At 53.2% G+C, this 13,331-nt stretch carries 6 protein-coding genes; 4 read left to right on the top strand and 2 right to left on the bottom strand.

The window, feature by feature from the left end:
- Window positions 1-20 precede the first annotated feature (20 nt).
- A complete protein-coding gene (gene metH, locus CX650_RS06490; RefSeq protein WP_101095398.1) occupies window positions 21-3,740 on the top strand; it encodes a methionine synthase in 3,720 nt (1,239 codons plus the stop codon).
- Between the two features lie 675 nt (window positions 3,741-4,415).
- Window positions 4,416-4,958: an outer membrane beta-barrel protein gene (locus tag CX650_RS06485; RefSeq protein ID WP_224866062.1), complete on the top strand. Its 543-nt coding sequence runs from the start codon at window positions 4,416-4,418 to the stop codon at window positions 4,956-4,958.
- Between the two features lie 389 nt (window positions 4,959-5,347).
- Here the strand turns inward: CX650_RS06485 and CX650_RS06480 are convergent, their stop codons facing one another.
- Window positions 5,348-9,901: an ATP-binding protein gene (locus CX650_RS06480; protein ID WP_101095344.1), complete on the bottom strand. Its 4,554-nt coding sequence runs from the start codon at window positions 9,899-9,901 to the stop codon at window positions 5,348-5,350.
- Between the two features lie 121 nt (window positions 9,902-10,022).
- Here CX650_RS06480 and CX650_RS06475 point away from each other — a divergent pair, with 121 nt between their 5' ends.
- Window positions 10,023-10,934 (top strand): LysR family transcriptional regulator, encoded by a 912-nt coding sequence (locus CX650_RS06475; protein WP_025008920.1) that lies wholly within the window; start codon window positions 10,023-10,025, stop codon window positions 10,932-10,934.
- A gap of 104 nt (window positions 10,935-11,038) precedes the next feature.
- Here CX650_RS06475 and blaOXA read toward each other — a convergent pair whose 3' ends face one another.
- Complete coding sequence (gene blaOXA / locus CX650_RS06470) at window positions 11,039-11,908, bottom strand: OXA-55 family carbapenem-hydrolyzing class D beta-lactamase (protein ID WP_157823003.1); 870 nt, start codon at window positions 11,906-11,908, stop codon at window positions 11,039-11,041.
- Between the two features lie 266 nt (window positions 11,909-12,174).
- Here blaOXA and CX650_RS06465 point away from each other — a divergent pair, with 266 nt between their 5' ends.
- Window positions 12,175-13,323 (top strand): pyroglutamyl-peptidase I, encoded by a 1,149-nt coding sequence (locus tag CX650_RS06465; protein ID WP_101095343.1) that lies wholly within the window; start codon window positions 12,175-12,177, stop codon window positions 13,321-13,323.
- Window positions 13,324-13,331 lie beyond the last annotated feature (8 nt).

Raw genomic sequence — 13,331 nt, 5'->3', positions numbered from 1 at the left:
CAGGTATGAAAGGTAACCCTATGGCGACTTCCCAGCACTCCCCAAGCCAGACAGAGTTCAAGCTCAAACAGACCCTCGAAGAGCGGATCCTGATTTTAGATGGCGCCATGGGCACCATGATCCAGGACTACAAGCTGGAAGAAGCCGATTACCGCGGCGAGCGCTTCAAAGATTGGCATTGCGATGTCAAAGGCAACAATGATCTGCTGGTACTGACCCAGAGCGAGATCATCAAGACCATTCACAGGGAATACCTGCTGGCCGGTGCCGACATCATAGAAACCAACACCTTCAACGCCACCACCATTGCCATGGCCGACTACGAGATGCAGAGCCTGGCGGCGGAGATCAATTACCAAGGCGCCAAAATCGCCCGCGAAGTGGCCGATGAAGTGGCCGCCGCCAGCGGTATTCCCCGCTATGTGGCCGGAGTGCTCGGCCCCACCAACCGCACCTGCTCCATCAGCCCGGATGTGAATGACCCCGGCTTTCGCAACATACATTTTGACGATCTTGTGTTGGCCTACAGCGAATCCACCGAGGCGCTGATCGCCGGTGGCGCCGACATCATCCTGGTGGAAACCATCTTCGATACTCTCAATGCCAAGGCGGCGTTGTTTGCCATCGAAAATGTGTTCGAGAAACTGGACCAAAAGTTGCCGGTGATGATTTCCGGCACCATTACCGATGCCTCGGGCCGCACCCTGACAGGGCAAACCACAGAGGCCTTTTACCATTCTCTCAGACATATCAAGCCGCTGAGTATAGGCCTCAACTGCGCCCTGGGCCCGAAAGAACTGCGGCCCTATGTCGAGGAGCTTTCCCGTATCAGCGAGTGCTTTGTCTCGGCGCACCCCAATGCCGGCCTGCCCAATGAATTCGGCGGCTATGACGAGACTCCGGCAGAGATGGCAAGCGTGATAGGCCCCTGGGCCGAAGAGGGGCTGCTCAATATTGTCGGCGGCTGCTGCGGCACCACGCCTGCGCATATCAAGGCGATTTCTGAAGCTGTTAGCCTTCATGCACCAAGGCCGCTGCCTGAGCTGCCGGTAGCATGTCGCCTCTCCGGACTGGAACCCCTGACCATAGATGCAAACAGCCTGTTTGTGAATGTGGGCGAGCGCACCAATGTCACCGGCTCGGCCCGGTTTCTCAAGTTAATCAAAGAAGGCCAGTACGAAACCGCGCTGGAGGTGGCCCGTGACCAGGTAGAAAACGGCGCCCAGATCATAGATATCAACATGGATGAGGGTATGCTCGACGGGGTCGAGATGATGCAGAAATTCCTCAACCTTATCGCCTCAGAGCCGGATATCAGCAAGGTGCCTGTGATGATAGACTCCTCCAAGTGGGAGGTGATTGAGGCCGGGCTCAAGTGCATTCAGGGCAAGGGAATAGTCAACTCCATCTCCCTCAAAGAGGGCGAGGCCAAGTTTATTGAACAGGCCAAACTGGTGAAGCGCTACGGCGCCGCCGCCATCATCATGGCCTTCGACGAACAGGGCCAGGCCGACACTCGGGAGCGCAAAACCGAGATCTGTACCCGCGCCTACCGGGTGCTGGTGGATAAGGTGGGCTTCCCGCCGGAAGATATTATCTTCGACCCCAATATCTTCGCCATCGCCACCGGCATAGAGGAGCACGATAACTATGCGGTGGACTTTATCGGCGCCATTGCAGATATCAAGGCCAACCTGCCCCATGCGATGATTTCCGGCGGGGTGTCCAACGTTTCTTTCTCCTTCCGCGGCAACAACCCGGTGCGGGAAGCCATTCATGCCGTGTTCCTCTATCACGCCATCAAGGCGGGGATGGATATGGGCATAGTCAACGCCGGTCAGTTGGCCATCTATGACGACATCGACCCTGAGCTGAAGCAGAAGGTAGAGGCCGTGGTGCTCAACCTGCCCTGCCCGGTTGCCGACTCCAGTAACACAGAGCAGCTGCTCGAAGTCGCCGAGAAGTATCGAGGTGGCCCAGGCGGCGCAGGCAAGAAAGAAGATCTCGAATGGCGCAAGTTGCCGGTCAACAAACGCCTGGAACACGCGTTGGTGAAAGGGATCACCGAGTACATAGACGCCGACACAGAAGAAGCGCGCCTGCAAGCCAAGCGGCCGCTGGATGTAATTGAAGGCCCGCTGATGGACGGCATGAACGTGGTGGGCGATCTCTTTGGCGCCGGTAAGATGTTTTTGCCGCAAGTGGTCAAGTCCGCCCGGGTGATGAAAAAGGCGGTCGCCTATCTCAATCCCTATATCGAAGCCGAAAAAGTCGAAGGCCAGAGCAACGGTAAGGTGCTGATGGTCACGGTCAAGGGCGATGTTCACGACATAGGCAAGAACATAGTCGGGGTGGTGCTGGCCTGTAATGGCTATGAAGTGATAGATCTGGGTGTCATGGTGCCGGTGGAGAAAATCATCGAAGTTGCCAAGGCCGAGAAGGTCGACATCATAGGCATGTCCGGGCTCATTACCCCGAGCCTGGATGAGATGGTGCACAACGTTAAAACCTTCGAGCGCGAAGGTCTGACCCTGCCGGCGATTATCGGTGGTGCCACCTGCTCCAAGATCCATACCGCAGTAAAGATAGCGCCCCATTACCCCCACGGCGCCATCTATATCGCCGATGCCTCGCGCGCCGTGCCTATGGTCAGCAAGCTCATCAACAATGAAACCCGCCAGGCCACCATAGACGAATCCTACCGCGAATATGAAATGATGCGCCAAAAGCGCCTGTCGCAGACCAAGCGCAAACAGATAGTGCCCTTGCAAATCGCACGGGATAACCGCTGCAGCCACGACTGGGCCAACTATCAAGCAGTGAAACCCAACACCCCGGGGATCCAGGTGTTTGACGACTATCCGCTGGAGGACTTACTCGAGCGCATCGACTGGACGCCGTTTTTCCGCGCCTGGGAGTTACACGGTCATTTCCCGCAAATACTGGATGATGAAGTCGTTGGTACTGAGGCCCGTAAAGTCTATGCCGACGGCAAGGCGATGCTGGAGCAAATCATCCAAGAGAAGTGGCTCACCGCCAAGGGGGTTATCGGCCTCTTTCCCGCCAACAGCGTCAACTTCGATGATATCGAGATCTACACAGATGACTCTCGCAGCCAAGTGTTGCTGACCACCCATCATCTACGGATGCAGCTGGAGCGGGTGGGCAACCACAACTTCTGTCTCTCTGACTTTGTTGCTCCCAAAGAGAGCGGCGTGGCCGACTATATGGGTGGATTTGCGGTCACCGCCGGCCATGGCATCGACGCCCATATTACCCGTTTTGAGGCGGCCCACGATGACTACAGCGCCATCATGCTCAAGTGTCTGGCCGACCGCCTGGCCGAAGCCTTTGCCGAGCGGATGCACGAGCGGGTGCGTAAGGAGTTCTGGGGGTATGCCAGAGAAGAAAACCTGGATAACGAGGCGCTTATTCGTGAAAAGTACAAGGGCATACGCCCGGCTCCCGGCTACCCTGCCTGCCCGGACCACACGGAAAAAGGCCTGCTTTGGCAGCTTCTTCAGCCAGACGAGTGTATCGACCTCAAGATCACCGAAAGCTTTGCCATGTACCCTACGGCGGCGGTCAGCGGCTGGTACTTTGCGCACCCGCAATCACGCTATTTTGGGGTGAGCAACATAGGCCGAGATCAGGTGGAAGACTACGCCCGCCGCAAAGGGATGACAGTGGCCGAAGCCGAAAAATGGCTGGCCCCGGTGTTGGATTATGATCCTGAGTAAAAGAGGCTCTTAAGCGAACAACTGAGCTGTTCAGGGGCTCTCTCCTTTTCTCATCAGAGCCCCTGATTGCTGACCATTGTTCCTCTTTAAAACAAGCGCTTCCCAAAACCCGTTATTGTCTCCAATCACAGCCCTCTGGGCTTTCGTCCTGATGACTGGTGTAAAGGCCGCGAAAACATCAGCATCTATATCAGCGGTGTTGGATATCCCGAAGGATTATTAGCAATGAGTCAGCTCAGGTTCAGGAAGGGTAAAAACATGCACTCACCAAATCGCCAATAAAAACCTAACCAACTGTTAAATAATAAAATTATATGAATGAGCTTGGAGCTTCGACGGCTTAAAACACCTTACATCCAAGCCGGTAAACCGACGCTACGCACGCATGGGACTTGTGCACAACCGGCCTAACAACTCCAACTTGGACAACCCAAAATACACAATATAATCAAGTAGATAGAGACTTTAGCGGCGGCAATCCCAGCATCATCCCCTCCCCTCATAGTTATCACACAAGATCTGAAGCTATCTCTGTGACAAGGCTCTTATTGTTCTATTTTTTGAGACAAAGAGACACATAGTTGCGGGCTTCTGTAAGCGCTTAACTTACCTTAAAGTATGACTCATCAACCCGATAAACATTTTGATAAAACGACTTAGCAGTCTTAGGAGTCTATGATGAAACTGAACAAAATAATGATGATGGCTGCAGGAGCAGCATTGGTATGTAGCAGTGCACAAGCAGTCGAAATAGAGTACTTCGCCGGGGCAGGTCTGGGCTACCAGGCTGATGAAATTGAGGGCGTAGTCAATAAAGACACCGAAGATATGAGCTATCAGGCACGTATAGGTATGCTGATTGAACAGCAACACCGTATTACCGGTACTTTTGGTTACATGGAAGATAAGTTCAGCGTTGCCGCCAACAACTACAAACAGGAACAATACAGCTGGCTGGTATCCTATGATTACCTATTGCCGGTGCATAAAGATGTCAATCTGTTCGCCGGTGTCAGTATGGGCGCCAATGACAACAAGATTGCCGGCAAATCTTCAACAGATTTCGTCTGGGGTGGTCAAGTCGGTGTCCAGTACAAATGGAGTGAACATTTCTCCTCAGATCTTGGCTATCGTTACCTGGCCCAGGACTATGAAAAGAACGGCATCGAAATTAATGACAGCCAGCAAGTATATTTGACCTTGGATTACAAGTTCTAAACTGTATTGACATAGTTTTCAAAGGGTACTGATAGTTTAAGTACCCGGGAATTTTAAACTCATTCTTCTTCATTCATCAACTATTGACCATTTGGCAAGTGCCAGTCAGCTTTAGGGCGACTGGCATTTTTTTATCATATTGATTTTTATAATATTGGTTGTCATTTAATGTCTATGTTCCGCAGATAGGAACTTAAACCAGCATGATGGGAAACAAGCCAATGGCAGACAAGCTTTCAGCAAGACCTTAGGCAATGGTGTAAGGTATGCTGAGAGTTAAATAAAAAAATCCGATGACTGTTAGCCACCGGATTTTTAACTTTATAAATGAAACTGCAAACACTCAGGCTTAACAGTTCACGATTTACCTGAGCTGACTATCTGTAACCTCAGTCTTCCACTGGGGAAACCACAAACAGCAAATCGCCTTGGGACACCTGTTGACCATTACTGTTGAGGATCCGCTCGATGCGGTATTTCTTGTCCTCTGGATACAGCTCGGCGCCTTTGCGGTTAAAGCCTGCCAGTGTCACCTGAGAGAACATCTTCATCGCTTCGGTCAGTGCCAGCGTCTGATCGACGGTCACTATATCGCCTTCCTTGACGAAGTCGGCTTCGCCCGGTGCCGGAGAGGTATAGAAGATACCCGCGCCCTGAGCCAACACCTTGAGCTCGTTGGACTCACCCACACGCAGCGATTCGGTATCCACACCTTGAGTTTCGGCAGCGGCTTCCATTTCGGCGATCAGGGCAGGGATATCCAGCTCGGCCATCAGGCGCGGCAGATAGTTGGTGTCATACACGCCTTCACGGAAGGTCTCGTCGGCCAGGATCCGCTTCAGCAGCGGGATGTTGGTGGCGATACCCTTGATGACCACCTGATCCAGATAGTCATACATCTTGGCAATCACATCGTCCCGGCTTTCACCACGGATGATGATCTGGGCAATCAGGCTGTCGTAGTATGGCGACACTTCTTTGCCATCGGCCGCGATAGAGATGATTTCCACATCATCGCGCTCAGGCATCACGCACTCAGTGATAAGCCCCGGGTTTGGCACCAACTGCAGAACGCCCTGGCTGTCCAGTGCCGCCTTCTCGGCTGTCACCCGCACTTCCATCGCATAACCGATTTCCTGCGGCTGCAGATCTTCAATGGAGCGACCGGCTGCCACATCGAATTGGGCGCTGACGATATCAATACCGGAAGTCGCTTCGGTTACCGGGTGCTCTACCTGCAGACGGGTATTCATCTCCATAAAGTAGACTTCGTTGGCATCCAGGTTATAGATGAACTCAACGGTACCTGCGCCCATATAGTCGGTGGCATCACCCAGAGCACGGGTGTATTCCATCACCTTCTGCTTGAGTTCTTCAGGCAGCATGGTGGAACCGGACTCTTCAATCACCTTCTGGTTGTTACGCTGCACCGAGCAGTCACGCAGACCCAGTACCTTGGTGTTGCCGAACTTGTCACGCAGCAGCTGAACTTCAATGTGACGCAGGGAAGTCACATATTTTTCCAGGTACAGGTCACCGTTACCAAAAGCGGCAGCCGCTTCGGTGGAGGTTTTCTGGAACAGGCCAATCATATCCTCGGGGCGCTTAACCACTTGGATACCCTTACCGCCACCACCTTGTACCGCTTTAAGCAGCACTGGGTAGCCGATTTCGTTGGCCACGTTAACCGCTTGCTCGGCGTTGGTCAAAATACCGTGAGAGCCTGGTACCACGGGCACATTCTGCGCCTGAGAGGTCTTGATGGCGTTGGACTTGTTACCCATGGTTGTCATCGAGTGCACACTTGGACCAACAAAGTTCACGCCGTTGTTCACACACAGGGCAGCAAACTGTGGGCTTTCCGACAGGAAGCCGATACCAGGGTGCAGTGCGTCTACCTGCTCATACTCGGCCACTTTCAACACTGAGTAAGCGTTCAGGTAGGACTCGTCGGAAGTATTACCGCCGAGACAAACCAGCTTGTCGTTTTCCTTGAGCATGTCGGCAGGAACCGAAGTCATATCAGGATCGGACGCCACCAGTACCACATTAATGCCATTGTCGTGAGCCTTGCGGATCAGTTTCACCGCAGTACAGCCTCGGGCATGTACCAGCACCTTGTCGATAGGCTTCATCAGGGCACGAGGATCGTCCTGAACTATCTCTTCGCTGACCTCTTCAACTTCAACCACCAGAGTCGACAGAGCATTGGTCAACACATCACTTATCTCAGCGTTAGGCATAGGCATTAGAGGATCTATGCTCTTGAGCTGTTCATCGAGCTGACTGCTGAATGGATTGTTGACCAGGCCATTCATCGCTCCGGGTACCTTGGACAGGTAGTTGGACAGAGTCGAAGTGGATGGCAGATAAGCAGGTACCACCATCTGACCGGCAAACGGCATATTGGTACCGGACAGATAATAAGTCTGCACCAGAGGGTGAGTCACGAAGGATGCCTGAGCTCCACCGGTACAGTCACCAAAACCGAACATCAACACAGGCAGTTCGTTGTCACGCACGAAACGGGTAATACGATCGTTCACCACGGCCATGGAGAACAGCGCAGCAGCCCCCTCTTTGGTCTGCATACCGCCGGAGCTGATAAAGCAGATCACCGGCAACCTGCGCTTGGCACACTCAATAAGCAGCGCAGAGAACTTCTCGGCACTGGCCATATCGAAAGCACCGGCCTGGAAGGCGGTGTTGGATACGGCAACCCCGACACGCAGCGCCTTACCGCCATGTTCAAAGTCTGCCAGACCCGTGATCAAACCGCAGGGGCGAATGCCCTTGTCGAGTGCATCTTCAATAGAGAGACGGAAACCTGGGAAGTTGAGCAGGTTGGCCGACATCTTGTCGCCGTTGAGCTCATCGAAGTTCTTGAAGAACTTGGCGATGATATTTTCCCAGGTCATATTGCCGGCTTTCTTCTCGTCACGCAGCACCTTCTGGATCAGCAGATCCTGGTAACCCATGGTCAAACGGTTCCAGAAGTCCTTACGACGACCGATACGCACCGGGTTGATGGCACCTGTGTACTTGCCCTTATCCTCTTCACTGTCGAAGTATTCCGGCAACAGACGTTCGAAGAAGTAAGTCAGGATAACAAACAGCGAATCGTTCAGTTGTGGGAAACCCACACTCTTCCACTGCTCAGTCTTGGTCAGCAGTTCAGCGCGGTTGGACTGTGACATGAAGTACTTCAGCCACTTGTAGAACTTGCTCTTGTCGTTGGCGGTATCCTGAGTGGAAATCGCCCGGTCGATAGACTTGTGCAGCAAGCCATCAACAGACTGACGCGACAGGCTCTTGGCCATCATGGCTTCCTTGGCGATAGAGGCCAGGTTACCCACGACATTGTCGTACAGCGCGTTAAAGATCAGGATGTTGTAACACTGCCAAATGAAGTCTTCACGCAGTTCTTCATTGACCACGACATCCAATACTGTCAGTTGGTTCAGTTCAGGCCAAGGCGCCTGGGTCACTTCTGCCGGCAGAGTTTCCAGATAGTGGATAAGCCCCTTGAAGTTGTTGGCGGCATTACTCTTCCAGCGGTGATACAAAGACCAACCAATGTTGAACAACAGCGCCTTACGGGCCTTCTTGTAGTTCTCTTTCGGCTCACCCAGGATCAGACGGGTCAGCATGTTGCGCTCGGTGGAAACATCATCACGCTTGGAGATGAAGTTACTCCACAGTTTGTTGAGTTCTTCGTCGTAAACCAGTTTATCCGGACTGGACAGCCAAGCCTGGAACACCTTCTCCTGCTCTTTCTGGATCCGGGCCAACAGATCCCCTTCCGGCACACTCACCTTGGACAGGCGACCATACTGATCCATTGAGATGGAGTGAATACGGCTACGCAGGGTCAAATAACGCAAATAACGGTAGGCGCTGCCGAACAGGTTAAGGTGCATGGTCGGGCTGATAGCAACCGACATTTCCGCGTTGGACTCCAACGCCTTGAGGCTCTTGGAAGGCTCGAGGAAACGCTTGAGGCTGCGATCATAATGTTCGCGCAGGTCATCGGATTCTTTTACAAACTGCACCGCAGCGCGCTCAATGGCTTCGATGGCGCTGATGATGGCGCGGCGCAGATTGTGCTGACGCTCATCGCGATCATAAGGAGAGAAATCCACAATGCCATCGATACAACCTGAAGTGTAAAGCTCTTCCGGGGACACGCCCACAGACTTGGCACACTCCTGCCATGAAAGGTTGTACTTGCGAGCAATGCTCTGCAGGCCCTGAGGCTGAATGGTGTTGAAAATACCATCACGCAGCGACAACAGTATATTGGCCGCCGCCAGTGGAATAGCCCCGCCCGAGTAGCCAGCACCAATCACTATACCCAGAGTCGGCACATCGACGTTGGCACTCTCGGCAATCGCCTTAGAAATAGAATGCGCCTGGTTGTGGCTGTTGGCCACTTCACCGGCATCGGCTCCGGGGGTATCAATCAAGTAAACGATGGGCATGGACAATTCGGCAAAATGGCGAATCGCCTCACAGGCCTGCAGGTGGTGCTCCGGCATCCAGGCACCGTTGGCCGTGGTGCGTTCCTGGGCAATAAAACCGATGCGGCGGTTACGACCACCAAAGTTCAACTCTATTTCGGCGCTGTAGAATGGGCCGTTGTGGCTCTCGGCGATCATCTTGCCTTTCAGATCGGCAATGATCCTTTTGGCACCTGGGCGGTTCTTGTCCTGGGTAGGCTGGATAACTTTGGCAACATAGCCATCCACATCCAACTGCGCCAATGACTTTAAGTTACTCTGGATGGCATCGTCATCCAACAGACCCTTTATCTCTTCTGAAAGGCTCTGTTTGCTGTGCTCTGGGAACAGCGAAAAATCTTTAGCCAAATGCTCCGCCTGCAAAAACAGGGGATCCGGAGTCTGGGCTTGAGTCGTGTTTGCGGGCTGCTTCTTGCTGGTCATCTATCGATCCTCTGCTAAGCCTCTGAAATTTTTTAGCCAGTAAATATACCTTTGTTATCCCGTCAAATGCCATTAAACTGCCTTAGACGCTATGTTCCATTTTTGAGACAGTAATAAAAACATGCCAGATTTGAATGGGATGCTCCTATTTGCAGCAGTGGTCAGAGCAGAAGGCTTCTCTCAGGCGGCCCGTGAAACCGGCCTGCCAAAGTCTACCATTAGCCGAAAAATCGCCCAACTGGAACAACAGCTTGGGGTACGTCTGCTGCAACGAAATACCCGCTCAATAAGCCTCACTCAGGTGGGCGCGCTCTTTTATCAACACTGTGACAGCATCTGCAACGAAGTGGAAGCGGCAAAAGCCACAATCGAGAATACCCATAACGATGTTTCCGGTTCATTGCGGATTGCGATCCCGGTTTCATTCAGCCAAGAGTTAATCGCCAATCTCTGCAGCGGCTTTATGCGTCTCTATCCGGGGGTCGAACTGGATGTACAGTTTACCGATGCCGATGTGGGCTTGGTAGGCGAAGGCTATGATATCGCCATCAAGTATGGCCCGCTGCAGCCTTCGGATCTTGTCGCCCGGCTCCTGTTTGAACGTCAGCCGATTCTGGTGGCAGGCCCTGGCTATCTCAAGTCCAAAGGAACGCCGGCAACCCCGAGAGATCTGGCCCGCCACGATGGTATCTTGCTGGGTACCTCCCGTTCGGCCCCCATTTGGCCGCTGGGAAAGGGTAGCCGCAAAACCATGGCCAGCTTCAGGCGCCGCACTCGGGTAAACAGTGCCATCATGGTCAAGCAACTGGCGCTGGATGATTTTGGCATCGCCATGTTGTCCCATTCGGTATGCAAGAACGAACTGGCCAGTGGCGCCCTGGTGCCGCTGCTGCAGGAATGGCCCATAGAGCCCTTTAAGGTCTATGGCGTCTATTCCTCCCGTCGGCAACTGGCGACCAATATCAGTGTGTTTCTGGACTTTTTCACCAAACGCTTCAACAGTCAGGAGTCATTGCAATCTTTAATGATGTAGCCAATCTTTGCAGATGAAAGTAGGCTGAGGAATCAATAGCACAGCACACAAGTCGGCCTTCTGTGACTTATTTTTTGGCTCTCTATATTCCGTGCCAGCCATACTCAAGGCAGTAGCTGTTCCTGCTTGAGCACCTGTTTCACCAGTTGTTGGCGCAACGGTAACTGGCCGGCTGAGGCCAGATCCAGGTTAATGGCGAAATAGACAGTGTTGTCGTCCAACTCCAACCAACCGACCCACCAACCTATGGCCGGCGTATGCCGTACACCATAGCCTGTCTTGGCACGAATGATATAGTCAGTACTCGCTTCGGTCAGCATCATCTGTTTGACAATTCGCTGGCTGCGCTCGGACACAGGCAACTTGTTGTCATGCAGTTGCTGCAGAAAATCCAGCTGTTGAAACGCCGTTATCCTAAGTTGGCCGTCGAGCCAGAAACTGTCCGCTTGACCGCCGATATCCTGATTGCCATATTGCAACTGCCGCACCATAGCTGCCATCACTTTGGGGCCTATCTCCCTTGCCAACTGCTGATACACAGGCACCACAGAATATTTCATTGCGGTGCGAAAACTCTGGTCCCGGTTCCAGGCAGCAATTTCACGAACCTTTCCGTCCCAGCTAAAACGACTGGTTTCATCGCGCACTGCCCCGGTTTGCAACGCAATAAGGCTGGAGGGGATCTTAAAGGTAGAAGCCGGAATAAAACCTTCGGCGGCGCGACTTAGATTGTTGGAGAGCCCCAAAGAACGCTTTTGATCCCAAAGCAGCAAACAGCCTTTAACACCTGCGGATTCGAACAGCTTGTCCCAGCGGCGTACCTCTTGCCACCCCTCGGCCGTGACCTCAGAGCCGACTTCACTGACCTTGGTCTGCGCCGCTGCCACAGCCTGCGTTTGTTGAGCCAATAAACACAGCAACATGGGCAGCAGCAAACGCTTACTCAGGCGCCTTCTGTGCAAACCTTTATTCATCTTATTCCCCTTTTAATCCCGGCAGTCAAAGCAACGAGCATACAGCCCTGGGGTGAATAAATGTCAGGCAAAGCCCTGCTCAATTGTGGCAACAATCAGGCAAGGCAACAGATAGCTTTCCAGTTGCTGGCGAGTGTTGCATACTTGAAGAAGGTCGGATAACGCAGAGAGTCAATGACTGTGCAAGCCACTCACAAAAGAGAAGGCCACGAGGACTTATTCGCACCGTCCCTAACTTTACAACTCTATAAGCGAAAGGAACTGCCATGTTTAAGCCCAGCCTGGCCATAGCCCTGCTGTCGGGTACTCTGGTTTCTCTGTCGGCTCAGGCCGGTGTCGAAGAGGATCGCCTGCCTGCCGCCAACGAAAAAATGCCTCAAGTGGTCCAGCGCTATCAGGCATTGACTGATGATTTGGTAACCAAATACCGCCAACATACCGATGAGCTCAAGGTTACCCAGATGGTGGCGCACCAGGGGCAACGCCTGTGGCAACAGGCAGTCAGAGATGTGCAGTCAGGTCACAGCGACGATCGCTCCCTTTATTGGAGCCGGTTGCAGATGCGCGCAGAGCTGGACAAACAATCGCCCAAGTTCAATATCGCCTCCTGGCAACGGCAGATACTCACCAAGGCGGTGGAAAAGTCATCCCGAGGTTTCAGCGATATCGACTTTAAGGATGATGTCAGCATCAAGATACTGCTGACCGGATTCGACCCCTTCTTTCTCGACCGCAATATAGAGCAGAGCAACCCTTCAGGTCTGGTCGCTTTGGCATTGGATGGTTACCGCTTTTCGGTTAACGGCCGTCAGGCGCAGATAGAGACAGTGATGATCCCGGTGCGTTTCGCCGACTTTGATGAGGGCATCATAGAGTCGCTGTTGACCCCGGTTTATCGCGACAAGAGTGTCGACATGGTGGTCACTGTCAGTATGGGGCGCAGCGACTTCGATCTGGAGCGCTTCCCGGGCCGCAACCGCAGCGCCGAAGCCCCGGACAACCGCAATATTTTCACCGGCGCCAGTATACAGCGCCCTCTGCCCCCCAAGCTGGATAACGATACCCTCAATGGCCCTGAGTTTGTCGAGTTCTCCCTGCCGGTAGCGGCCATGCAAAGTGTAAATGGCCGCTGGAAGGTCAACGACAACCATAGCGTCAGCACTATTTCCCGGGGCGAGTTTCAGGCAAGTAGCCTGAGCGAACTGCAAAACAGCATTTCGGTGGAGGGCTCTGGCGGCGGTTACCTGTCCAACGAAATCTCCTACCGGGCTATCCTGTTGCAGAACCAACTCGGCAGCCGCATTCCCACCGGGCATATTCACACCCCGAGAATTGCCGGTTTTGAAGCCGATACCGAAACGGCAATTGTCGAGCAGGTCAAAGCCATGCTGACAGCGGCTGCCAAAAGCCTATAATTCCTTAC

Origin of the sequence: Shewanella indica (genome assembly GCF_002836975.1) — a bacterium.
Classification (GTDB): domain Bacteria; phylum Pseudomonadota; class Gammaproteobacteria; order Enterobacterales; family Shewanellaceae; genus Shewanella; species Shewanella indica.
This window is presented reverse-complemented; position numbering and strand designations above follow the sequence as displayed.